We start from the raw sequence: 23,863 nt of genomic DNA on the forward strand, positions 1-23,863 counted from the left end.
TCTTACCTTTCCAGGTTTTATCACCTACTTTAGAAGTCCCTTTTACAGCTACCTCAGCAGTTTTATTCCCTACCTTATCTGCGGTCTTCTCAATTTTCTTTCCTATAGATTCTTTCTTTTTCTCCTGTGCTTGTGTGGAGAGCGCAAATGTAGTTACCAACCCAAGGGCAACGACACCAAATAAAAATTTCCTTTTCATATGTATATAAATTGTTAATGGTAACCTGACCATCAATTCTGAGCGTCTCATCACCGGCATTATAACATATGTAAAAAGGAATTGTTTGGTTTAATTCAGTTGTTCTGTCAGTAACTTCATCTCAATAACAGGAGAGTGTTTTTCGTATAAAATTGCATACACCGCTCTGCTGATTGGCATATCGACCTTATATTTTTTATTGATCACATGCATACAGCTAGCCGCATAATAGCCCTCGGCAATCATGTTCATTTCAAGTTGAGCAGATTTAACGGTATAGCCTTTGCCTACCATATTGCCAAAGGTCCGGTTCCGGCTAAACTGCGAGTAAGCAGTAACCAGCAAATCGCCAAGATAGGCAGATTCGTTGATGTCGCGGGAAATCGGATGCACAGCATTTACAAAACGGTTAATCTCCCTGATGGCATTTGAGATTAGTACGGCCTGAAAATTATCTCCATACCCCACCCCATGGCAAATACCGCTGGCGACAGCATAGATATTCTTAAGTACCGCAGCGTATTCAGTTCCAAAAATATCATCTGAAATATTGGTTTTAATATATCGGGTATTTAACATACGGGCAAAATTCTCCGCATGCTGCAGATTAACAGATGCTATGGTAATATAGGAAAGCTTTTCCAGCGCAACTTCTTCCGCGTGACACGGACCACTGATCACCAATATGTTTTCCAATGGCACTTTATACTTTTCATGAAGAAACTCTCCAATAATCTGATTTTCATCAGGAACAATCCCTTTAATAGCCGAAATAACCTTTTTCCCTTCCAGATCTTCAGGACCAATATCTTTTAATGTCTCTTTCAGAAACGCTGCAGGAACATTTAAAATCACATAATCCGCAGACTTAACAATATCCCGGATATTTGAAGAGATATTTGCGTCTGGAATACGCACTTCTACAGAACTTAAATAATTTGGATTGTGGTGATAGGTTTTAATGTGCGATATGGCGTCGGCATTCCGCATCCACCAATACATTTCCTTTTGTGTAATATTATCTGAAAGCATTTTAATGATGGCTGTAGCCCAGCTACCACCACCAATCATTGCAACTCTTGGCACCATATTGTCTAAATAAAAAAATCCCGGTTGAATGGATCAACCGGGACAATTTACTCAATTTATTGCGTTTGCCAGCCCTTACTTTTTATCGGGCGAAGCAAACAACTGATCCTTAGTCGTTTTCTCTACTTTCATTCCATCTTTCAATCTGTTCTGAATAGCAGAATAAGGTCCTGTAACCACTTCTGTACCCACCTTGATACCAGATTTTATAATGATAAACCGGTCATTTTGGATTCCGGTAGCCACTTCAACCTGTTTAACCGTTCCATTATTAAACACATATACATACTGTTTAATCTTCTTATCAGCAAGTTTATTCTTTTGCTTCTCCTGGCTTGCATTGTCCCCGCCTTCTTCTTTAGATTGATCCGTTTTATCTTTCTGACCCGTAAAAACTGATTGAATAGGAACAGAGAGCCCTTTCTCCGTTTCACTTTCTATATCTACACTAGCAGAAAGACCTGGTCTGAAAGGGGAAGGAAGATCTTTAGCACCTCCTTTGATATCACTATAGGATTCTGCGAGAATGCGTACCTTAACAACAAAGTTAGTCACCTGGTCTACCGAAGAGGTTACTGCCGTTCCAATATCTTTAGAAGAACTTGCGATTTCCGTTACAACACCTTTAAATTTTTTATCAGCAAATGCATCAACCTCTATATTTGCCTTATCTCCTACATTGACCCTATTGATATCATTTTCATTGACATCTACATTCACCTCCATAGAAGACAGGTTCGAAATACGCATAATTTCTGTTCCGGCCATTTGCGCCGTTCCAAGAATTCTATCTCCCTTCTCAACAGACAATTTGGAAATCACACCATCTACAGGCGCATAAATTGTTGCTTTGGCAAGGTTAGCACTTGCTTCCTGAACATTGGCACCGTTTTGTTCCAGCATGAACTTAGCAGAAGTCAGGTCCTCTTTCGATTTTTGCAAGTTTGTTTTAGCCGTCAGATAAGCCGCTTTTGCAGCATCAAATTCAGAAGCCGAAATTACTTTCTTACCAAACAGTTCTACATTTCGTTTATAGGTTGCCTCAGCATTTACAAAATTAGCTTCTGTTTGTTTCAGGAGCTGAGCAGCAGAGGCTACTCCCGCTTTCTGAGAACTGAAAGAGGCAACTGCCCTGTCAAAACCAGATTTCAATACATCAGGACGAACTTTACAAAGCAGTTGCCCTTTCTTCACCACATCACCTTCTTTAACATGAAGCTCTACAACCTCACCAGAAACCTCAGAGCTTAACTTTACCTCTGTTTCAGGCTGGATCTTTCCACTTGCTGTCACCGTCTCGATCACCTCTCTTTCCACGGCTTTTTCGACAGTTACTTTTTCGGCTTTATTGCCCCCTATCACTCCGGTAACTTTTAAAATAACCAGTAAAGCGATGAGTACAACGACGGCTATGATGATGTGTTTGAGTTTCATTGATCTGTTGTTTTATTGTGTGTATATGGTATCAATTAAAAAATAATCTGTTTTCCAAGGTAATAATCAATCACCTTAGCCCTAAACAGTAAATCGTATTTAGCCTGGATCATATCAATTTCAGCTTTATTCATATTGGTTTGAGAAGTACTGTAATCCAACGAGTTCACTAATCCTACTGCATACCGCTGTTCAATCACATGAAAAGCGTCTTTTTGTGCAAGAAAAGTATTGGTGGTCGAAGAATAACGACCTTCCGCAGCCTTTAGATCTGCAACCGCTTGATAGATGACCTTACTTAAATTATTCTTAGCCAGTTGTTCTTGTGTTTGGTTTTGTAAATAATTAATCCTGGCCTTTCTTACGTTTGATCTGGCCTGAAAGCCATTAAAAATAGGAATGGCCAAACTAAAACCGAAAGACTGGCCAAAATTATCCTTAATCTGATCAAAAAAGTGGTAGGCCGACGGATCAGGTATCCCTCCAGGAAGAATACGTGTGCCCGTACTCGCAAAGTTAGATGCCAGGCTTCCACCAAACGTCAGCGTAGGATAGTAACTCCCTTTCGCAACATCAATTCCTTTTTTTGCTGCCTCTGATTTTATGGATGCAAGTTTAATATCCGGAAAAAAAGTAAGCGCGTTATCATATACCTGATCCGGATTATAATTCGTAGACGGTTTATTAAAACTAGATAACACCGGGGCCTGTACTTCATATTTGGATGACGACGGAATTTCCATCAGCTGCGCAAGGGTCAGGTAGGAAATTGTCAGCGCATTTTCTGCATTCGTTTTATTCAACTCAGATGTAGCCAGTTGCGACTTTGCCTGCGATAAATCTGCAAGGGTCTTATTACCCACATCCAGTAACTGTTGTTGTACATCCAGTTGTTGTTTAGATACTGCCAGCTGTTGATCTGCAGCTTTCAAAAGATCTTTATTATATAGAATTTGTAGATACGCAGTAATAACCTGCAGAATCAGGTCATTTTTAATTTTTTCCGTATTGGTCTTGTCCGCTGCAAGCAAAAGTTTATTCTGTTTAATTTGATTTAACTTTTGAAGCCCCTGGAAAAGGGTCACATTACTGGTTAGCCCTCCATTATAAGAGGAGAACTGGCGGTTATTGTAGGTATAGGTAGACTGGTCAAGACTACGCCCGAAATTTACATTATAACTATTGCTACTGTTTAAAGTCGGTAAGATGGCATATTTAGACTGTCCCAAATTTTCTTCAGACAAATCTTCGTTTAACTTAGATTGTTTAACCTGCAGGTTACCATTTAGCGTCTTATCAATCGCTTCCTGTATGGTAATCACTTCCTGTGCGGTCGATTTCTGCACAAAACCTGTTGTGAAGGCAACAGATAATACTATGCTTAGACCGGTGAACATAGGAGAGCTTGTAAATATTTTCATAATTTTAGTTTCACAATAATACTATAAACAACTAATTGATTTTGTAAATTTTCAAGTACCGCCACCAGCAAAATTCTTACATTTGGACATGTACCTGGTAAAATCACCTCTTCTCTTAAAATGGTATTACCCATCTTTAGTCTGGAACAAAAGCCGATCTGACAAAGTCATTTATTTAACCTTTGACGATGGACCTATACCTGATGTTACAGACTTTGTCCTAAAAACTTTAAAAAGTTTTCAGGCCAAGGCGACCTTCTTTTGTATCGGAGATAATATTACAAAATATCCTGAAATTTTTCAGCGGGTAATTGATCAGGGCCACGGTATTGGCAATCATACTTATAACCATCTTAAAGGATGGAAAACAGCAGATGAGCTCTATTTCCGAAATTTCAGCCAATGTCAGAAATTAACCGCTACCAATTTGTTTCGTCCGCCATATGGCAGAATTAAAAAATCCCAGATTAAGGAGATCGGAAAATGTTATCCAAACATGAAAATTATTATGTGGGACGTCCTCAGTGGTGATTTTGACATCAATCTTGCTCCTCATAAATGTTTTGAAAATGTGATTAAACATACGGTTAATGGTTCTGTTATAGTATTTCATGACAGCCTCAAAGCATTTGACAGACTGGAATATGCTTTACCTCGTACACTTCAATATTTTCATGAACGAGGTTACACCTTTGAAACCTTATAATTGAACCTGGATACACCAAGTTCAGACCAAAACCAAAACACACAGAAAATCAATTGTATTTCAGCTATTTAAGCAAAAACAAAATCTACAAACCGTCCATTTATGAACAGTGCTGTTCATAAATGGACGTCAAATTAGAGGCCTTATTTAAACACTGCAGTCTGTAATATTATTTAGAATACTTATAAATAATATAATGATCCTCAGATGATGGCCCGCCCCTGTTTTTTTTTGTAAATTCGCTACAAATAATTCTAATATATTACCTTTTAACACAGATTATCAATGGCTTTTGATATAGATATGATCAAAAAGGTGTATGCAAACTTCGGACCCCGTGTTGAAGCGGCCCGTAAACTAGTAGGCAGACCTTTAACACTTTCAGAAAAAATTTTATATACTCACCTTTGGGATGAGAATACCAATACTTCCTATGTTAGAGGTACGGACTATGTAGATTTTGCTCCTGACAGGGTAGCTATGCAGGATGCAACTGCTCAGATGGCTTTGTTGCAATTTATGCAGGCTGGCCGCCCTAAAGTTGCAGTACCTTCAACCGTACACTGCGATCACTTAATTACAGCAAAATATGGTGCAGAACAGGATCTTCCTGCTGCCAATACAGAAAGCAAAGAGGTATTTGATTTCCTTGCCTCTGTATCCAACAAATATGGCATCGGTTTCTGGAAACCAGGAGCAGGCATTATTCACCAGGTAGTATTGGAAAACTATGCTTTCCCGGGCGGAATGATGATCGGTACGGATTCACACACTGTGAACGCAGGTGGTTTAGGTATGGTTGCAATTGGTGTAGGTGGTGCAGATGCCTGCGATGTTATGGCAGGCTTACCTTGGGAACTTAAATTTCCTAAATTAATTGGAGTAAAGTTAACCGGAAAATTAAACGGATGGACTTCTCCTAAAGATGTCATCCTGAAAGTAGCAGGTATCCTGACTGTAAAAGGCGGTACTGGTGCTATTGTAGAATATTTTGGCGAAGGAGCCAATAACATGAGTTGTACCGGTAAAGGAACAATTTGTAACATGGGTGCTGAGATAGGTGCAACAACGTCAACTTTCGGTTATGATGAAAGCATGGAGCGCTACCTACGTGCAACCAATCGTGCAGATGTTGCTGATGCAGCTAATGCGATAAAAGAACACTTAACGGGAGATCCAGAAGTTTATGCAAATCCAGACAAATATTTCGATCAGCTAATCGAGATCAACCTGTCAGAACTTGAGCCTTACCTGAACGGTCCATTTACACCCGATTTAGCTACCCCTATCTCTAAAATGAAAGAAGTGGCTGCAGAGAATGGATGGCCGATGAAAATTGAGGTGGGTTTGATTGGTTCTTGTACCAACTCTTCTTACGAAGACATTTCACGTGCAGTAAGTGTAGCCAGACAAGTTTCCGAAAAAGGGCTTAAAACTAATGCTCAGTACTGCATTAACCCAGGTTCAGAACAAATTCGTTATACCATTGACCGTGATGGATTCCTGGACGTATTCAAACAAATTGGTGCTACTGTATTTACCAATGCCTGCGGACCTTGCATCGGTATGTGGGATAGAGTTGGTGCAGAAAAACAAGAAAAAAACACTATTGTTCACTCCTTCAACCGGAATTTTGCCAAACGCGCAGATGGTAATCCAAATACTTATGCATTTGTAGCCTCACCAGAATTGGTTACCGCATTGGCTATTGCTGGCGATTTAAGTTTCAATCCGCTTACCGATACATTAACAAATGATAAAGGCGAGCAGGTAAAATTAGATGAGCCAACAGGACACGAATTACCTCCAAAAGGTTTTGATGTGGATGATGCCGGATTCCAGGCACCTGCTGCAGATGGAAGTGGTGTACAGGTTATTGTTTCTCCTACTTCTCACCGTCTGCAATTGTTAGACCCATTTAAACCTTGGGAAGGTACAGATCTTAAAGGCTTGAAATTACTCATCAAAGCCAAAGGAAAATGTACAACCGACCATATTTCTATGGCTGGTCCATGGTTAAAATTCCGTGGACACCTGGACAACATTTCTAACAACATGCTCATTGGCGCGGTGAATTTCTTCAATGAGAAAACCGACAATGTAAAAAATGAATTGACTGGAGAGTACGGGCCGGTACCAGCTACTCAGCGCGCCTATAAAGCAGCAGGAATTGGTACTATCGTTGTTGGTGATGAAAACTACGGTGAAGGATCCAGCCGCGAGCACGCAGCAATGGAACCTCGTCACTTAGGTGTTCGTGCCGTACTGGTAAAATCATTTGCCCGTATTCACGAGACGAATCTAAAAAAACAAGGTATGCTTGGCCTTACCTTTGCCAATAAAGAAGATTACGACAAAATCCAGGAAGATGACACAATCGATATCCTTGGCTTAACTGAATTTACACCAGATGTTCCGCTTACTTTGGTTTTAAACCATAAAGACGGATCTAAAGAAGAGATTAAAGCAAACCATAGCTATAATGCTCAACAAATTGAATGGTTTAAAGCAGGAGGTGCGTTAAACATCATCCGCAGAGAAGCTGCGGCTAAAAACGCATAAGCAATGCTAATATAAAAAAAGCTCCCGCAGAAATACGGGAGCTTTTTTTATGTCCAAAAACTAAGAAGCATCACGGCCTCATCGCCCAAGGAAATCCTGAAACCAGTACCCAGAGTTCTTAATTGTACGTTCCTGTGTTTTAAAATCGGTATGGACAAGCCCAAAACGTGCGTTATAACCCTCGGCCCATTCAAAATTGTCCATAAGTGTCCAGGCCATATAACCTGTTATATTTATTCCCTCCTCTTTTGCCTTTAATAAAGTTTCCAGATAAAGTTTAAAATAAGCTATTCTCTCGGCATCATCAATGACACCATTGACAACCTTATCATGAAATGCAGCACCGTTTTCGGTGATAATAATATTTTTAATCTTTGGATAAGCTGCAAACTGCCTGATGATGTTTTGAAAGCTGTCTCCATTAATTTCCCAGCCCATCGCAGTGTGAGGCTTTTTACGACTCTTAGCTTTTACTTCCCAGGCCTGTAATACCGGAATAAACGCATTGTACTTTATGGTGAGCGGAAAATAATTCTGAAGACCAATGAAATCAAAATCAAAAGCCAGTCTTTCAGTATGTCTCCAGGTGGAATGGTTTATTGAAAACTTCTCCATCACATCCCAATCCGCCATAGGATAACCCATTCCTAAGACAGGCTCAATAAAAAGGCGGTTCATTAAACAATCCACCCTTTTAGCCGCCTGGAGATCAGCTTCGTTCTGCGTAAACGGAATAATCTCGGAACAGGAGTATGTCGTTCCTATATAGGCCTGTTTTATCTCCGCACGAAGAATACGGCCACCATCTGCCTGGGCCAGAGCTGCATGGTGCACTGCCGAGAAAAAGTTGGTCAGGCCCGTTTCACCGGGTGCATGTATACCCAGCATATATCCAAGTGAGGTAAAACCGAAAGGTTCATTCATCACAATCCAATTTTTCACTTTGTCACCATACTCCTTAGCACATACGGTTACAAAATGGTTAAAAGCACCATTAATGCTATAAGCAGTCCATCCCCCCTCATCCTGTAATGCCTGGGGCAAGTCCCAGTGGTAAAGTGTGATATAAGGTGTGATCCCTTGTTTCAGACATTCATCAATTACCTGATGATAAAAACGGATACCTTCTTCATTTACATGACCGTGACCTGAAGGAACAATCCTCGCCCAGGAAATGGAAAAACGGAATACCGAAAAGCCAAGTGTCTTGATTAAAGCAATATCCTCTTTATACCGATGATAAAAATCACATGCAACTGCAGGATGATGACCCTTTTTTATCTTACCCGACTTTTTAGAGAAAGTATCCCAAATAGACGGACCTTTCCCATAAGTATCCGCAGCTCCCTCAATCTGGGCTGCTGCTGTGGCTACACCCCATAAAAAATCATTTCCAAATTGAGATGCTTTTATCATAACTACATAAATAACAGGCAATATGGGAATCAGATATTAAATCTATATTAATTCAACAACATAAGTAACTCTAATCTTTCAAACTCAAACCAATCTGTTTCAAAAGTATAGCGGCATTGAAAGTTTTACACGCTCCATGTTTCAACTTATAATCAAAATGCATCTCGCCATCTGCAATCTGTATATCAAAATGATAATTTCGTACAGAAAATGAATATTCCGATTCCATTTCAGACAACTGTAAATCATGTGTAGCAAATAAAGTTGGGGTTTGCTGTTCAATCATCTTTTCAATAAAAACTTTAGACCCGAGGTATTTATCTCTGCTATTCGTTCCACGAAGCATTTCATCAATGAGCACAAAAGAATTCCTCTGTACACGGGTCGAATCCAGGATCATTTTAAGGCGGTTCAGTTCTGCCTTAAAGGTAGAAGTCTGATCATTCAAAGAATCCTTGATCCTCATATAAGAAAGCACATTAAAAATTGACAGGCTAAGTGCTTGAGCACACACTGGCCCTCCGGAGAAAGCCAGGACCATATTCACACCGACTGTCCGTAAGAACGTACTCTTACCCGCCATATTAGAACCAGTTACAATATCAACAGTTGGCTTTTCATGTAAACTATAACTATTCACAATTCTTTTTCCGTCTTCAATAAGGGGGTGACCAAGATCCAGCGCTTTCAAATCAAATTTTTCCTGAATTTGCGGATATACCCAGGCAGGCTCATTGTAGTTTAAAGTTGCAAAAGAAATGAGTTCTTCAAACTGACTGATCCGGTATAACCCTTTCAATATATGAGCAGAAGAGCTAGTATACCATTTATCCAGTCTCACTGTACACCTCAAATCCCAAAGAAAGAACAGATTCAAGAATGAAGAAACTATAATATTCAGCCGGGCATCAAAAGCTTGAATGATAGACGACAGTTGTTTAATCTGCCGGCTTACAGGCGTACTATCCTCCTCCGGCTGGAAAAAATCACGAATATATTTGCTCTTCCACTGTACACGCTCTGTCCATTCAATCGTTCCGGAAAATGCTCTTAATAATTCTGCTCCTCCGCTAAAGCCATAATAAACCTGATTGATCGCCTTCAGATTAAAAAAAGTAAGCCCGGCATTAAATACTGCAACAAGCCCAAGAAGATTCCACCATACCCCACCCAAAAATGAGCCGGTGATCAATAAACCAATCGTTAAAAAAGGGACAAAAGCTACATAGGCCCTAAGTAATTTAGCATGTATGAAACGAAGCTGCAACTCCAGTTCATGAGCAAGCTTATGTTCAATAATACCCAATTGACCAGATTCATGGTCCTGCAACTGTGCCCGAAAATGAAAAGTATCGTCAATATGTTTGTTCAGCTCCTCAATCCCTCCCTGCCTCTCCAGGATGACAGTACGCTCCAATGGCCCCTCCAAATGACGGGCCAGCAGATCCATTCCCTTCGTCGTTTTACAACGGTTAAGCACCGCATATAAAGACAGGGGGCCAAAAATGTCCAGATCCGAAGCATATGGATGATACTCATCCTGATATTGAGTACCGTCGTCATATCCATTCTTTCGGTCTACCAAGTGATGCTCTTCATTCTGGTAAATCCAGAACAGTTTTCTTGCGTACCTTAATTCACCTTGCAGGCTCACTTGTTTTTTGACCAGAACCATAAAGATCAAAACAGGAATACACAACAGCAATCCCATGATCCAGTGGTAGCCCTGGCTAATGATCAGTGCTATAATTAATATTTCTGCAATAAACACCCCCAATCTGGATAAGGAAACCTGATTCAGTTTTTTGACCAAGCCCTCTACCTTATTTTGTTGGGCCTGTATTTGATTTTGATAATGAATTAAAATAGCTTCTTTAGTTTTTACCATATATTTGAAGATTCTCAGAAAATCATAAATATAGGCAATACATTATATACCCTAAGAACGGAATGAAGATAACCTTACTGGTGGTTGGAAAAACAGAAGACAAATATCTGATCGAAGGCATTGAAAAATACCTGAACAGACTGAAGCATTACATTGGCTTTAACTTAACCGTAATTCCAGACATAAAAAACACTAAGAACCTTACTGAAGCCCAGCAGAAAAACAAAGAAGCAGAGTTGATCCTGAAACAAATCAGCAATTCTGATCTGGTGGTGCTTTTAGACGAAAAAGGTAAGAAACACAGTTCTATGTCTTTCGCCAACTATCTGAACAAACAAATGATCGGTAGTGTTCAACATCTGGTATTTATCATTGGAGGCCCTTATGGTTTTGATGAAAGTATATACAAACGAGCCGCCTCCAGCGTTTCTCTATCAGACATGACATTCTCCCACCAGATGGTCCGCCTATTCTTCGTTGAGCAACTGTACAGGGCTTTCAGTATCCTAAAAGGAGAACCCTATCACCATGAATAATCAAGCTTGCTTTATGGAATTAAAATCAAAAAATCATCATTATAAAAAGGAGATATCGTTATGATAGACGAAGATTTAAAAAACAAACTTAAATTTACCAGGAATTATAAGTTCAAAAGTGATACTTCAAGCGCACGGGGCAGTTACTGGATTGCAATCGTTATTTCAGTTATTGCATTTCTGCTCCTCTGGTATTTACTGTAAAAGAATACCACAAAAAAGCCGGATGCTTTAATACACACCCGGCTTTTGCAATCAATATAAAAGCTATACCCCTTTCTTACTGGTCATATTTGCCTTTTTTGCAGGCTGAGCAGTTTTACTTGGAGCCTTTGCATTAGATGGCTTTGGTGTTGCCTTTACCTTTTTCTCTGCCTTCTCCTCAGCTTTAACAGCCTCATGTTCTTCTGTACCTGGAGCTTCTTCGCTAAACAAAGGAAGTTCCTTTAATAAATGATACCAGCTAACAATCTTTTTCATATCAGAGGTATAAACCTTTTCATCATCATGATTAGGTGCTACCTCATTAAAAAAGGACTTCAATGCTGAAGCATCAGCCTTCGCATCAGGAACATTCCCTTTTGCTGCAGCAATATTAGCCAAAACATCCACCAGTTTCAGATCATCTTCCTGTCCGTAAACCGTGATGTCTTCCAGAGATGCCAGTTTAGTAGTAGAGATATTTGCAACGATCTTAACCTTTTGAGCATCCAGACTTTCCAATACGTAGCCCGCTTTATTTTGTCCAACAAGCTTATATAACCCAGGTCGGCCAGACACTGCTACTATTCCTCTTAAATTCATATGTTTTATTTTTTGAAAAGACAGAATTAATCTTCTATCACTTCTATACTTAAAATTTTATCCCCTTGTTTAATATCGTCAACAAGATCAACATTTTCTATTACTTTACCAAAGCAAGTATGATTTCTATCCAGGTGTGCCGTATTGGTCCTGCTGTGGCAAACAAAAAACTGGGAACCACCGGTGTTTCTTCCTGCATGCGCCATAGACAATACACCGCGGTCATGGTATTGGTTCTCTCCATCAAGCTCACAGTCAATTTTATAACCCGGACCTCCTGTACCTGCCAAATGAGCTTTAGCAGGATCTTTAGAGTTCGGACAACCACCCTGGATCACAAAATTAGGAATCACACGGTGAAAAGTAACGCCATCATAAAATCCTTCTTTAGCTAATTTTTTAAAATTGGCTACGGTATTAGGTGCATCTTTATCGTAAAACTGAACGGTCATGTCACCTTTTTCTGTTTTTATTATTGCTTTGCTCATATTCATTTTTTATGTAAACGCCAAATTTAGTAAATTGAAATGATTACCTAAACTTTATGGCTTAAAAAGCTGCAGAGGATAAATGTATATAATTTTATTATGGCATTCAAAAATTTTAAATTCGCGAATACCTAACTCCAACGGTTTTGAAAAAACACATCTTATTGTTCTTATTACTGGCACTTTCTGTCAGCCTCAAAGCTTCATCCATCTTAATATACATGGATGAGGATCAGAAAAATCATCTGAAAGCCTATGGGCTGGCTTATTGGAGTATTAAACAGCAGGCAGATGTAAGCTGGTTGCTTAATTACCGAGGCGGAAGTTTTCTGATCAAGTATGCCAAACCAATAGAAGACGAATGCAAAATCAGAGGTATATCCTATCAGGTTATGGCAGACGCAAAAGTGACTGCACTACTTAACGAAATCAGCAGCCCGGATGTCAATATGGAGATGGTTAAACTAGAGAAAGCCCCTAAAATTGCCGTCTATTCCCCAAAAAGCAAATTGCCTTGGGATGATGCAGTAACTATGGTGCTCACCTATGCAGAAATTCCTTATGATGTAGTCTATGATGATGAAGTCCTTAAAGACAAACTGACAGGTTATGACTGGCTGCATTTACATCATGAAGATTTTACTGGGCAATATGGTCGATTTTGGAGCAACTTTAGAAATGCATCCTGGTACAAAACAGATGTGGCCAATCAGGAAGCCACAGCCAAAAGAAATGGCTTTAAAAAAGTATCAGAAATGAAACTTGCTGTAGCTAAACATATCGCAGCTTTTTGTTCAGGTGGCGGCTTTTTATTTGCCATGTGCTCCGGTACAGATACCTTTGATATTGCATTAAGCGCTGAAGGCGTAGATATTTGTGAAAGGATGTTTGACGGAGATACTGCGGATCCGAATGCACAATCAAAGCTTAATTTCAGTAAGACCTTTGCCTTTAAAGATTTTACGATCGACCTGAATCCTTCCAATTATAAATTTTCAAACATAGACGTCACGCAGACCCGGACGCTTGTACAAAGCAATGATTTCTTTACCCTGTTTGATTTTTCAGCAAAATGGGATATCGTTCCGACCATGCTGACCCAAAACCATGAAAAAGTCATCAAAGGTTTTATGGGGCAAACAACTGCCTTTAGAAAGGCTCTGGTCAAACCAGACATCACTGTACTTGGTGAAAACAAAGGTGCAGAAGAGGTTCGCTACCTTCATGGAGAATTCGGGAAAGGACAGTTCACTTTCTATGGAGGACATGATCCCGAAGACTATCAGCACCTAGTAGGCGACCCCCCAACAGATCTGAACCTCCACCCAAACTCACCGGGATATCGCCTGATCCTGAACAATGTACTTTTTCCTGCAGCAAAAAAGAAACCACAGAAAACTTAGTCGTAGAAATTCCAGCTTACTCCAAATTTCAGCATACGATCTGGCATTGGATATTTGTATACACTGTAATAGCCTTTAGAAAACAAGCCCTGATTGACATAATCATATTTCACAAAAAGGTTCGCCTTTCTCAGACTCGCTCTTACCCAAACATCAATAATGGGTTCTGTTTTGAGTTGAGGCCCATTATTTAATGTATAAAACTGGCTTGCCGCTGGCGAGTAAGCTAAAGCATCATAAGGAGTATTATACCTTAAATCTATCCCCACATCCGTTTTAAGAACTTTAAAAAAGGTCTGGTTACGGTACAAGCTGTTAAAAGTATACACTTCTGGCGTACGCAAAATGCTTTTGCTATCTGTTTTTTGATAAACCAGGTAATTGTCCAAATGGAATTTACCAAAGTCTACCTTTTTACCAACAGTAACTTTTAGCAAATTAATACTTCCAGCCTCTTGAGTAGGCGTAATATCCACTCCAGTACCTACCTGGGCAAAATACAGGTATTTATTGATCAGGTAATACTTTGCACCGGCCTCGAATTTATATTTGTCATTGATATAATTGAAAGATAGATTAATGGTTTTGGTTCTGTCTAAATCCTTAAGCCAGTTGTAATGATTTCCAAAATATCGGGTATACACCTCTTCAGGGGATTTATTTTGAATATATGCGCCCAAAACCACACGACCCGCTGTATTACTCAACCGCACATTACTCTTCGCCTCATACAAAAAATCGCCAATTTGCCGTCCCTGGAAAATCTGCTGAAGATCCACGTTCAGGTCCATCCGGTCACTAAAGCGATAACCTAAAGCGCCCAGCAATGTGGAGTTCTGAAAAGTCGCACTATAATCATAATAATTCGTTAAATCGGCATAGCGGGCAAGCTGCGTATATTTATAGTAATCATGCCTGATACCAACATCTATTTTTAGCTCATTTTTAATAAATGCTTGCGACTTTCCCCGAAGGAAAAAGCTATAAATAAATTCATTCCGTAAATGACTCACACTGGTGGAATCATTTGTAGAAACAGTATCGATCAATCCCTTTGGCAGAACGGAATGGTCATCAGCTTCACTTTTAGAGAAGCCAAATGACTGTGTATTATAAGAAACTGTATAGGTCACTTTATTGGTAGGCAACACTTTCTTCATCACTGGCTGCTCAACCGTATCAATACGGCCGATAAAATAACTTTGCTTAAGAAAGAAGATATTATTGTGCCAGCGCTGTTTAGCTGTGGTTAGCCTCACCACCTCTGCTTCGTGCGATACACGCTGAGCAGCGTCCACATTGGTAAACAGATTATCATTATTTACCGTACCATTTTCTCCCGCTTTAAAACTGCTAAAAATAGCCGTAGCCCATAAATTATAACGCTTATTCGGAGATTGATACCAGGTAAACAGCGAAGTATTCAAATCGTTTGCTTTCTGATTGGTATACACCCCTCTGGATCCAATCTGATAATAATTCGCACCAACATTCAGGTTTGGTTTTATATTCTGTGTATGCGTCGCTTTAAAAACCTGCTCCGGCCCGCCACTTACATAATACAGATTACTAAACTGCGTACGCGCCTGGTAGTAGATAATGTCTTCAGGGCTCATCTTATAAATATCAAAAGAATGAAAACCAGGATCAAACCCAATGCTCTTCGAAGGTTCAAAAAGCATCAGTTGCGCCGCCATACCCGGCCCCCCGGTATTAATAGTTGGTCTTCGGGGCTGATTCAATACACTGTAATTTTGAAAATTCCTTAAACTTGTATCTAAAGGAAAAGTTTGTATACTATCTCTTGTTAACCCGAGTGTAGTGTACCTGACATATTTAGATGTAAAAACAACAGAGTCCTTACCCCCGTCCAGCTTCTTTCTTAAAGAATCCAATTCTTTATTCTCTCTAACAGTCGTCTTTAAATCCTGCGCAAAGGCCCTCTGCCCGAACAGCAGTAAACAAAACAAAACAGAAAGAACAAGAAATTTATACATTATAAAGTAGCGATTAACTGGCTTAATATTTTAGTCATTTTAGGTTCTGCAACTCGCGCAGTTTCCAGGATATCTTCCAGACTAAAGGGGTGCAATATCTCAGGGAAACCTTCGTCTGTCAATACCGAAACAGCAAATACAGGCAATTTCATATGGTTGGCCACAATCACCTCCGGTACAGTACTCATACCTACCGCATCTCCGCCAATAATTCTTAAATATTTGTATTCCGCTTTGGTTTCTAAATTTGGGCCTGTTACAGAAACATACACACCTTGATGGCAGGTAATTCCTTCCGCCGCAGCAATGCTCAACGCATCTGCTATAAGCTTACGATTATATGGTTCACTCATATCCGGAAAACGAGGTCCCATATCGGCATCATTATGCCCTCTTAAAGGACTTTCCAGCTGTAAATTAATATGATCATTGATGACCATCAGATCCCCCTTTTTAAAATCAGGGTTTAATGATCCTGCGGCATTAGACACAAACAGATAGCTAATTCCCAAAGCTTTCATCACCCTTACAGGAAAAGTGATCTGCTGCATACTATAACCTTCATAATAATGCAGGCGGCCTTGCATTGCAACAACCTTTTTTCCGTTCAGTGTTCCAAATATCAGTTTACCAGAATGGAATTCCAGGGTAGATATTGGGAAATTAGGAATATTAGGATACATCAGGCTATAGGCCACTTCAATTTCCCCAACCAGATCACCTAAACCCGTACCTAAAATAATTCCAATCTCCGGTTTAAAATGATCTGTTTTTTTCTTTATATACTCAACGGTTTCGTGTATGGCTTGAAACATAATTTAAAATATTTTGGTCAAATGTAACTTTATCTTCCTTCTGAATTTCGATCCGGATCGGCAAATAAAATACAGGCAAATTTAAAAGTAATTCTTTTATTCTGATATCTGATAAACGCTGCGCATCCTTTTCTGTTGTGATGATGATTTTTTCTTTATCCCTTTCTTTCTCAAACGCGCGAACAAGCCTCTGAATTTCCGACAAGCTAAATTGATGATGATCAGCATAATGGTGATGGTCCACATCCACTCCACATCCGGAAAGATAAGAAATCATCGGTTCCGGATTTGCAATTCCTGTAAGCAAAAACACCTTCATATTTTTTATCAGAGAAACCTTCTGCTTGCCTGATTCTCCATAAACAGGCTCCAGAGCAGCGTACTTTATTTCTGAAAAAGCCGGAATATTTCCTTTTTTAAATTTTTTCAGAACCTTCTTTTTGCCTTCGATATCTAAATGCACTGGTATCTTTGTGATCAGCAGCGATTCCGCCCGCTGATAACCAAAAAAAAACTCCCGTAAATTTCCAGCAGGCAATAAAAACTGCGGCCTTAAAAGCTTCTGATATTCAAAAAGAAGAATATTAAAGCCTGCCCTAACCCTGCGATGTTGAAAAGCATCGTCCAAAATGATCAGATCATGATGCTCTTTCAGAAGTTCAATACCTTTTACCCGGTCTTCGCAAACAGCAACAGTAATGTTTGAAAATTTACGATAAAACTGCATCGGTTCATCTCCAATACTTTCTGCTGTTGCCGCTCCATCAGCCAATATAAATCCCTTTGTTTTTCTACCATATCCTCTGCTCAGGATCGCTATTTTATAGTCATCCAGCAACTGAACCAAGTACTCCGTAACAGGGGTTTTGCCCGAACCACCCACCACCAAATTTCCCACACAGATCACCGGCAGGTTAAATTTAACTGACCTAAAAAGGCCCCAGTCATAAAATTTGTTCCTGACCAGGGTAACCATTCCATAGATAAGGGAAAAAGGAAGAAGTAGCAATCGCAGTTTCTTAATCATGTATGGGTCAAAAATAAGAATTATCAACCAGAATGTATCCTGCTTATATTTTAGCCTCTACCATGGCTGATAAATAAAAACTATCTTTGTATAAACAACAATTCAATACCATGCTTAAAGGATTTTTTAACGTACCAGCCCCCACCAATGAGCCTATTTTAGGCTATGCACCGGGAAGTAAAGAACGTGAACTTTTAAAAGCGGCCCTGGCCGATGCCCGTTCCAAACAAATTGACATCCCAATGTATATAGGCGGCGCTGAAGTTCATACCGAAAATAAAGGAAAGACTACCCCACCGCACGATCATCAACATATTTTAGGTTATTACAGCAAAGGCGACAAAAGCCATGTTACAAAAGCAATTGATGCCGCTTTAGCAGCAAAGGCAGATTGGGAAAACCTAGCCTGGGAACAACGCGCAGCTGTTTTCTTAAAAGCAGCCGACCTTATTGCCGGTCCTTACAGGTACAAATTAAATGCAGCAACCATGCTTGGCCAAAGCAAAAACGCTTACCAGGCAGAGATTGACTCCGCTTGTGAGCTGATTGACTTTCTTCGGTTCAATGTAAGCTATATGTCTGAAATCTATAAGCAGCAACCTCCAGTTTCGCCAAAAGGTTCATGGAACAGAGTAGAGCAGCGCCCGCTGGAAGGTTTCGTTTTTGCTTTAACCCCTTTCAACTTTACTGCCATTGCAGGTAACCTGCCAACCTCGGCCGCAATGATGGGTAACGTTGTTGTTTGGAAGCCCGCTAACACTCAGATTTATGCAGCTAATGTACTGATGCAGATTTTCAGAGAGGCCGGATTACCAGATGGAGTAATCAACCTGGTTTATGTTTCCGGACCTGATGCTGGCGAGGTGATCTTCAGCCACCCGGATTTTGCAGGTATTCACTTTACCGGATCTACAGGGGTTTTCCAGGATATCTGGAAAACCATTGGAAACAATATCCACAAGTTCAAAACGTATCCACGTATTGTTGGCGAAACCGGTGGAAAAGATTTTATCCTTGTTCATGGTTCGGCTGAAGCAGAAAGCTCCAGTACTGCCATTATCAGAGGTGCCTTTGAATATCAGGGGCAGAAATGTTCTGCAGCTTCAAGGGTATACGTTGCCCAAAGCGTATGGCCTAAGATCAAAGAATTTATGCTTCGTGACCTGGCTACTTTTAAAATGGGTGGAACAGAAGATTTCAGCAACTTTATTAACGCTGTAATTGATGAAAACTCCTTTAATAAACTAACTAAATACATTGACGCTGCGAAAAACGATCCAGCTGTTGAGGTTATAGCCGGTGGCAATTACGACAAATCAAAAGGTTATTTTATAGAGCCAACCGTACTTGTTGTTAAAGATCCAAACTATGTTACCATGAGCGAAGAGCTATTTGGCCCTGTACTCACCCTGTATGTATACGAAGATAAAGATTTCGACCAGGTATTAGACCTTGTGGATCAAACCTCCATTTATGCTTTAACAGGTGCAGTAATTGCTCAGGACAGATATGCTATTGAAAAAGCAACGCATCGTTTGCGTAATGCAGCAGGAAACTTCTATATCAACGATAAATGTACTGGAGCAGTAGTAGGACAACAGCCTTTCGGAGGAGCCAGAGGTTCTGGTACAAACGATAAAGCAGGCTCTATGATCAACCTGTTACGCTGGGTTTCTCCACGTACGATCAAAGAAACTTTCGATCCGCCAAAGGACTATCGTTATCCTTTTTTAGCAAACGACTAAATACATCATAAAAAAGCTCCCGATCATAAACCGGGAGCTTTTCTATTTTAATAAAAATTGCATTCTGTAATAAAACACCAAATTATTTTCCCGCGTCCATTTTAAATACAGGAGACAAATCAGCTGCGCTTGATGCACTTACCTGCAAATCCGTAATTATTCCGGATTGCAGGCTATAAACCCAGGCATGAACAGAAAGTTCCTGACCCGAAGCCCAGGCATTTTGTACGATAGAAGTACTCATTACGTTAGCCGCACTCTCTATAGCATTGAGTTCAACAAGTCTGTTTGACCTTTTTACAGGATCCTTAATGGTCGACATTTCACGTTCGTGCATACGGATAACATCTTTGATATTTCTCAACCAGTTATCGATCAGTCCAACCTGTTTATCTCCCAGTGCAGCATTTACACCTCCGCATCCATAGTGACCACATACGATGATGTGTTTCACCTTCAATACATTTACAGAATAATCGAGTACACTAAGCAAATTCATATCCGTATGTGTTACCACATTGGCAATGTTGCGATGTACAAAGATGTCTCCAGGCATGGTATTGGTAATCTGGTTGGCTGGCACACGACTGTCCGAACAGCCAATCCACAATACCGGTGGAGCCTGACCAGCAGATAACCGATCAAAAAACTGAGGATCTTCTTTAAGTGTTGCAGCAACCCAGTCCTTATTTCCCTGTAATAATCCTTCGTAAGTAATTTGATGCGTTTGTTGTTGTTCTAATTTTGCACACATGATATCTTAGTTATTAATTTCGTCTAATTTGTTAGTTAATTTGGGTACGATATATTGAGATTTAACATCCTCTAATATAACGATAATCCCTTTTGTATAAGCGTTATGCTTATAATTAAAAATAGTTTCCAGTACATCAGGATCAATATATCTGGAGTTGCTTCCGTCAATGGTCACCGTCGTTTCCTTCGGAATTTTATTTAGCATGACCTGTATTGCCGCCTTATTTAAAAAGGAAACTTCTTCTGCCAGCTTAATCCTGATGTTCTTCTTATTTCCCTCTTTGTGAATTTTGTAAAAGAAAGGGTTACGCATATTGGTACGTAATAAGTAAAATATAGAAACCAGCATACCTATAGCTACACCTTTCAATAAATCTGTAAGTAATACGGCTACCACGGTTACCACAAATGGAACAAACTGGTCCCAACCCTTATGGTACATATGCTTAAATAAAGCAATTCTGGTTAATTTATAACCTGTTACCAAAAGTATTGCAGCAAGACAAGCCAAAGGAATCATATTAATGATCCCCGGTATAAACAATAAGGACAACAGCAACCAGGTACCATGAAAAATAGCCGACATCTTAGTCCTTCCTCCCGCATTCACATTTGCAGAACTTCTCACAATAACGGAAGTCATAGGCAAGCCACCCAGCATTGCACTGGTCATATTTCCAATTCCCTGAGCCATTAACTCTCTGTTTGTTGGTGAAACCCGTTTGATCGGATCAATCTTATCCACAGCTTCAATACTTAAAAGCGTTTCCAGACTGGCCACAATGGCAATGGTCCCGGCTACAATCCAAACCTCTTTTTTCCCTATAGCAGAGAAATCCGGCATAGTAAACAGACCGGTAAACTCCGACCATCCACTAACCACTGGAATAGCCACCATTTGCTTAGCTTGTAAAGCATAAGTTGTATTGTTAAATACATAACTTAAAGCGATACCCAGAACCACAACAACCAGCGGCGCTGGAATACTGCTTACCTTCTTAATTTTTGGCCAATAGATCAAAACCAATATAGAGAGCCCACTGATCACTATAGCCGCCAGACTAAAATGACTTAGTGCCCCACTAATAGCAGAAAAAGTGTTTTCTTCATTACCCTGAAAAAAACTCTCATCACCTGGAAAATCTGAATCCACACCCAACGCATGAGGCAACTGTTTCAAAATCAGAATCAAGCCAATAGCAGCCAACATTCCTTCAATCACGCTGGAAGGAAAATAATTACCGATAGTACCAGCCTTGATCATACCCAATACCAGTTGCATTACGCCTGCAAGCATAACCGCCAGCAAGAACGTCTGATAGCTTCCCAACTGTGCAATAGCTCCCAATACAATAACGGTAAGTCCAGCTGCCGGACCACTTACACTCAGTTGCGAACCACTGAAACTGGCCACAACAATTCCCCCAACCACACCAGAAACAATACCCGCAAACAGCGGTGCCCCCGATGCCAAAGCAATTCCTAAACACAGCGGGAGGGCTACTAAAAAGACCACAATACTCGCCGGAAGATCCCGCTTTAAATTCTTTTTTAAGATATACTTCTTTACGTCCAATCTTGAAAAGATCGAATTCCCATCTTGCATAAAATTATATTTTATTATTTGTACCTAATTAATTGGCTTGCCTATGCTGTTTAAAAGCACAAAGCAAATTTCACAAAGAATTTAGGCCAAGTTAGGGGGAGGTGTCGGAACAGACGGATGATATGGATTTACATATCTCTTGAAGTGGTCTATATAACTGTTTTTGATAAAAAAGTGATACCGGACCGGCACATAAGAAAAAGGCGCATGCAAATCAATGAGTTTACAATCCACGTATTTCAAAACTTTACCCGAATCACCTTCAGAGCCATGCTCCAATTCGATCTGCATAATCACATTTTTAATGATCTCTTTATCCAGATGGGCAAAAAATACAGGCGCAGCAGAAATCACCATCTTCGCAGAGAAGATGCCTAAAAAGGCAACAACGATCAGTAAGCGGTATTTTCTAAGGCTCATTTTTTCTAAATGTGTATCACTCGAGCTCAAATTTAGCTCCAAACTTAGCTAATTAGCAAATTAAGTTGTAAAAAAAATGTAATTAAAATGATATTGATCTATTCCTTCAACGGAAACAATAACTAAAAGCCTTATTCATTACCATAAATAAGTCATTAAATGTAATTTAGCAGCTGCATATTCTCCTTACATGAAACCATCGTATGCTACAGATCGAAAGGAGTAAATTTCTGACAGCATAAGATAAAATCATCGCAGATGAAAACAAACAGTATATTGATGAAAAACATCCTACTCTTCTTCTTATTTTTAATCCCCCTGGCGGTCCAAAGCCAAAGCAACAATGCGCCTTCATCCTACGATCCTCATGAAATTGCCATTACCGGATATCTCCAGACCCAATACCAGAGAGCACAATCCGAGGGCATTTCATCTTTTTCCGGTGGCGATTTTTCTAAAAACTCCCGTGACCGGTTTATCATCAGACGTGGCCGTCTGAAAATAGACAGAGTAGATAAATATTCCAGTATCGTGTTCCAGATCGATGCAACACAAAATGGAGTGCAATTGATGGACGCATTTATTCAGCTGTACCAACCTACTTCAAAAGCCCTTATTTTCACTGCCGGCTTATTTAACAGACCTTTTGGACATTCCATTGTTTATTCTTCCGGATTCAGAGATTTTCCTGAACGGGCCAGGATGTTCCAAACCTTAATGCCCAGGGAGAGAGATATTGGCGCCATGCTGAGTTACCACCCTAAAAATATTTATAAATTCATTACTGCCGACCTTGCCCTGGTGAGTGGCAGCGGGTATGCAGCCCGTGATTATGATTCAAAAAAGGATGTGATCGGCAATATTGCCTTCAAATTTGACAGCCTGGCCAACAAAAAATTTCATCTCGGTTTTGGTGGATCTATATATAAAGGCACGGTACGAAACGATACAGAAAACTATTATACTTTTGACGGAAACAGCTATATCAGCAACACCAATATATCCAATGTAGGCTACAACGCAAAAAGAGATTATTTTGGCGGAAACCTGCAGTTACAATACGACAACACTTTTGGAAAAACCATTTTTAAAGCAGAATATGTTGCAGGAACTCAACCAGGCGTCGCAGCATCCACCAGTATTACAGGTCCACTGGCCAGCCAGAGTTTCTCCGCACAACCAGCCACAGACTTATACCTGCGCCCATTCATGGGATATTATCTTTGGTTTACACAGCAAATATCCCAGACCAAATTCACTGCATTGCTGGCTTATGATGTCTATGACCCTAACCGAAAGCTAAAAGAGAGTGATATTGGTTTAAACAACGGTTCAACTGCAGGAGACATCAAATACAGCACTCTTGGTTATGGTTGTACTTACGTCCTTAATTCCAGGGTAAAAATAACCCTCTACAATGAACACGTAGTGAACGATCCGACTAAATTAACCGGTTATACCGAAGACCTGAAAGACGATGTCTTTACAGCAAGGCTCCAATATCGCTGGTAAATTATTTACATTTATAAAATTCATATCTAAGATACATGA

Annotated in this window: 19 protein-coding genes and 1 pseudogene; 6 read left to right on the forward strand and 14 right to left on the reverse strand. The window is 39.9% G+C overall.

The genetic code is table 11. The features are described from left to right. From DBR11_RS03675 to DBR11_RS03690, 4 genes and pseudogenes are all read right to left on the reverse strand, one after another. A pseudogene (locus DBR11_RS03675) lies at nt 1-199 on the reverse strand (hypothetical protein); the annotation flags it as partial. 90 nt (nt 200-289) lie between these two features. Further along, nucleotides 290-1,288 (reverse strand): NAD(P)H-dependent glycerol-3-phosphate dehydrogenase, encoded by a 999-nt coding sequence (locus DBR11_RS03680; RefSeq protein WP_108550266.1) that lies wholly within the window; start codon nt 1,286-1,288, stop codon nt 290-292. A 75-nt stretch (nt 1,289-1,363) separates the two neighbouring features. Next, complete coding sequence (locus DBR11_RS03685) at nt 1,364-2,722, reverse strand: efflux RND transporter periplasmic adaptor subunit (protein ID WP_108550267.1); 1,359 nt, start codon at nt 2,720-2,722, stop codon at nt 1,364-1,366. A gap of 35 nt (nt 2,723-2,757) precedes the next feature. After that, nucleotides 2,758-4,143 (reverse strand): TolC family protein, encoded by a 1,386-nt coding sequence (locus tag DBR11_RS03690; protein ID WP_108550268.1) that lies wholly within the window; start codon nt 4,141-4,143, stop codon nt 2,758-2,760. Nucleotides 4,144-4,231: 88 nt separating this feature from the next. Here DBR11_RS03690 and DBR11_RS03695 point away from each other — a divergent pair, with 88 nt between their 5' ends. Both DBR11_RS03695 and DBR11_RS03700 read left to right on the forward strand, forming a co-directional pair. After that, nucleotides 4,232-4,849: a polysaccharide deacetylase family protein gene (locus DBR11_RS03695; RefSeq protein WP_108550269.1), complete on the forward strand. Its 618-nt coding sequence runs from the start codon at nt 4,232-4,234 to the stop codon at nt 4,847-4,849. A gap of 285 nt (nt 4,850-5,134) precedes the next feature. Continuing rightward, nucleotides 5,135-7,411, forward strand: coding sequence for an aconitate hydratase (locus DBR11_RS03700; RefSeq protein WP_108550270.1), 2,277 nt, complete (start codon nt 5,135-5,137; stop codon nt 7,409-7,411). Nucleotides 7,412-7,489: 78 nt separating this feature from the next. Here DBR11_RS03700 and DBR11_RS03705 read toward each other — a convergent pair whose 3' ends face one another. Next, the gene (locus DBR11_RS03705) at nt 7,490-8,827 is read right to left on the reverse strand and encodes a GH1 family beta-glucosidase (protein ID WP_108550271.1); all 1,338 of its coding nucleotides are present in this window, start codon (nt 8,825-8,827) and stop codon (nt 7,490-7,492) included. Between the two features lie 70 nt (nt 8,828-8,897). Further along, complete coding sequence (locus DBR11_RS03710; protein ID WP_108550272.1) at nt 8,898-10,715, reverse strand: DNA mismatch repair protein MutS; 1,818 nt, start codon at nt 10,713-10,715, stop codon at nt 8,898-8,900. 62 nt (nt 10,716-10,777) lie between these two features. On the opposite strand from DBR11_RS03710, the gene rlmH reads away from it, so the two are divergent. Then, the gene (gene rlmH / locus DBR11_RS03715) at nt 10,778-11,251 is read left to right on the forward strand and encodes a 23S rRNA (pseudouridine(1915)-N(3))-methyltransferase RlmH (RefSeq protein ID WP_108550273.1); all 474 of its coding nucleotides are present in this window, start codon (nt 10,778-10,780) and stop codon (nt 11,249-11,251) included. Nucleotides 11,252-11,518: 267 nt separating this feature from the next. Here the strand turns inward: rlmH and DBR11_RS03720 are convergent, their stop codons facing one another. Beyond that, nucleotides 11,519-12,055 (reverse strand): DUF5606 domain-containing protein, encoded by a 537-nt coding sequence (locus DBR11_RS03720; RefSeq protein ID WP_108550274.1) that lies wholly within the window; start codon nt 12,053-12,055, stop codon nt 11,519-11,521. Nucleotides 12,056-12,081: 26 nt separating this feature from the next. Next, nucleotides 12,082-12,543, reverse strand: coding sequence for a peptidylprolyl isomerase (locus DBR11_RS03725; RefSeq protein ID WP_108550283.1), 462 nt, complete (start codon nt 12,541-12,543; stop codon nt 12,082-12,084). A 221-nt stretch (nt 12,544-12,764) separates the two neighbouring features. Between DBR11_RS03725 and DBR11_RS03730 the strand changes: the two genes are divergently transcribed. After that, on the forward strand, nt 12,765-13,946 hold the full coding sequence (locus tag DBR11_RS03730; protein WP_199233749.1) for an asparagine synthetase B: 1,182 nt from the start codon (nt 12,765-12,767) through the stop codon (nt 13,944-13,946). On the opposite strand, the gene DBR11_RS03735 is transcribed toward DBR11_RS03730, so the two are convergent. From DBR11_RS03735 to lpxK, 3 genes are read right to left on the reverse strand one after another with little or no spacing between them, the layout of a single operon-like run. Then, nucleotides 13,943-15,943 (reverse strand): putative porin, encoded by a 2,001-nt coding sequence (locus tag DBR11_RS03735; RefSeq protein ID WP_108550276.1) that lies wholly within the window; start codon nt 15,941-15,943, stop codon nt 13,943-13,945. The two genes, DBR11_RS03730 and DBR11_RS03735, sit on opposite strands and share 4 nt — an antisense overlap. Continuing rightward, nucleotides 15,943-16,758 carry a purine-nucleoside phosphorylase gene (locus DBR11_RS03740; RefSeq protein WP_108550277.1) on the reverse strand — a complete coding sequence of 272 codons (816 nt, stop codon included), beginning with the start codon at nt 16,756-16,758 and terminating at the stop codon, nt 15,943-15,945. Before DBR11_RS03740 ends, DBR11_RS03735 begins: the two co-directional genes overlap by 1 nt. After that, the gene (lpxK, locus tag DBR11_RS03745; protein WP_108550278.1) at nt 16,730-17,785 is read right to left on the reverse strand and encodes a tetraacyldisaccharide 4'-kinase; all 1,056 of its coding nucleotides are present in this window, start codon (nt 17,783-17,785) and stop codon (nt 16,730-16,732) included. Before lpxK ends, DBR11_RS03740 begins: the two co-directional genes overlap by 29 nt. A 110-nt stretch (nt 17,786-17,895) precedes the next feature. On the opposite strand from lpxK, the gene pruA reads away from it, so the two are divergent. Next, nucleotides 17,896-19,530, forward strand: a complete 1,635-nt coding sequence (gene pruA, locus DBR11_RS03750) for an L-glutamate gamma-semialdehyde dehydrogenase (protein ID WP_108550279.1) — start codon at nt 17,896-17,898, stop codon at nt 19,528-19,530. 82 nt (nt 19,531-19,612) lie between these two features. On the opposite strand, the gene DBR11_RS03755 is transcribed toward pruA, so the two are convergent. The 3 genes from DBR11_RS03755 to DBR11_RS03765 form a co-directional block, all read right to left on the reverse strand. After that, the gene (locus tag DBR11_RS03755) at nt 19,613-20,284 is read right to left on the reverse strand and encodes a carbonic anhydrase (RefSeq protein ID WP_108550280.1); all 672 of its coding nucleotides are present in this window, start codon (nt 20,282-20,284) and stop codon (nt 19,613-19,615) included. Nucleotides 20,285-20,290: 6 nt separating this feature from the next. Continuing rightward, a complete protein-coding gene (locus DBR11_RS03760; RefSeq protein WP_108550281.1) occupies nt 20,291-21,892 on the reverse strand; it encodes a SulP family inorganic anion transporter in 1,602 nt (533 codons plus the stop codon). A gap of 81 nt (nt 21,893-21,973) precedes the next feature. After that, nucleotides 21,974-22,312 (reverse strand): hypothetical protein, encoded by a 339-nt coding sequence (locus tag DBR11_RS03765; protein WP_108550282.1) that lies wholly within the window; start codon nt 22,310-22,312, stop codon nt 21,974-21,976. Nucleotides 22,313-22,570: 258 nt separating this feature from the next. Between DBR11_RS03765 and DBR11_RS03770 the strand changes: the two genes are divergently transcribed. Then, nucleotides 22,571-23,824, forward strand: coding sequence for a porin (locus tag DBR11_RS03770; RefSeq protein WP_233260633.1), 1,254 nt, complete (start codon nt 22,571-22,573; stop codon nt 23,822-23,824). Nucleotides 23,825-23,863 lie beyond the last annotated feature (39 nt).

The organism is Pedobacter sp. HMWF019 (assembly GCF_003061025.1).
GTDB lineage: Bacteria > Bacteroidota > Bacteroidia > Sphingobacteriales > Sphingobacteriaceae > Pedobacter.

Excerpts from the sequence above, each read along its gene's own strand:
- DBR11_RS03680 (WP_108550266.1), bottom strand. The coding sequence starts at position 1,288 with ATGGTGCCAAGAGTTGCAATGATTGGTGGTGGTAGCTGGGCTACAGCC.
- DBR11_RS03685 (WP_108550267.1), bottom strand. The coding sequence starts at position 2,722 with ATGAAACTCAAACACATCATCATAGCCGTCGTTGTACTCATCGCTTTA.
- DBR11_RS03690 (WP_108550268.1), bottom strand. The coding sequence starts at position 4,143 with ATGAAAATATTTACAAGCTCTCCTATGTTCACCGGTCTAAGCATAGTA.
- DBR11_RS03695 (WP_108550269.1), top strand. The coding sequence starts at position 4,232 with ATGTACCTGGTAAAATCACCTCTTCTCTTAAAATGGTATTACCCATCT.
- DBR11_RS03700 (WP_108550270.1), top strand. The coding sequence starts at position 5,135 with ATGGCTTTTGATATAGATATGATCAAAAAGGTGTATGCAAACTTCGGA.
- DBR11_RS03705 (WP_108550271.1), bottom strand. The coding sequence starts at position 8,827 with ATGATAAAAGCATCTCAATTTGGAAATGATTTTTTATGGGGTGTAGCC.
- DBR11_RS03710 (WP_108550272.1), bottom strand. The coding sequence starts at position 10,715 with ATGGTAAAAACTAAAGAAGCTATTTTAATTCATTATCAAAATCAAATA.
- rlmH (WP_108550273.1), top strand. The coding sequence starts at position 10,778 with ATGAAGATAACCTTACTGGTGGTTGGAAAAACAGAAGACAAATATCTG.
- DBR11_RS03720 (WP_108550274.1), bottom strand. The coding sequence starts at position 12,055 with ATGAATTTAAGAGGAATAGTAGCAGTGTCTGGCCGACCTGGGTTATAT.
- DBR11_RS03725 (WP_108550283.1), bottom strand. The coding sequence starts at position 12,543 with ATGAGCAAAGCAATAATAAAAACAGAAAAAGGTGACATGACCGTTCAG.
- DBR11_RS03730 (WP_199233749.1), top strand. The coding sequence starts at position 12,765 with ATGGATGAGGATCAGAAAAATCATCTGAAAGCCTATGGGCTGGCTTAT.
- DBR11_RS03735 (WP_108550276.1), bottom strand. The coding sequence starts at position 15,943 with ATGTATAAATTTCTTGTTCTTTCTGTTTTGTTTTGTTTACTGCTGTTC.
- DBR11_RS03740 (WP_108550277.1), bottom strand. The coding sequence starts at position 16,758 with ATGTTTCAAGCCATACACGAAACCGTTGAGTATATAAAGAAAAAAACA.
- lpxK (WP_108550278.1), bottom strand. The coding sequence starts at position 17,785 with ATGATTAAGAAACTGCGATTGCTACTTCTTCCTTTTTCCCTTATCTAT.
- pruA (WP_108550279.1), top strand. The coding sequence starts at position 17,896 with ATGCTTAAAGGATTTTTTAACGTACCAGCCCCCACCAATGAGCCTATT.
- DBR11_RS03755 (WP_108550280.1), bottom strand. The coding sequence starts at position 20,284 with ATGTGTGCAAAATTAGAACAACAACAAACGCATCAAATTACTTACGAA.
- DBR11_RS03760 (WP_108550281.1), bottom strand. The coding sequence starts at position 21,892 with ATGCAAGATGGGAATTCGATCTTTTCAAGATTGGACGTAAAGAAGTAT.
- DBR11_RS03765 (WP_108550282.1), bottom strand. The coding sequence starts at position 22,312 with ATGAGCCTTAGAAAATACCGCTTACTGATCGTTGTTGCCTTTTTAGGC.
- DBR11_RS03770 (WP_233260633.1), top strand. The coding sequence starts at position 22,571 with ATGAAAACAAACAGTATATTGATGAAAAACATCCTACTCTTCTTCTTA.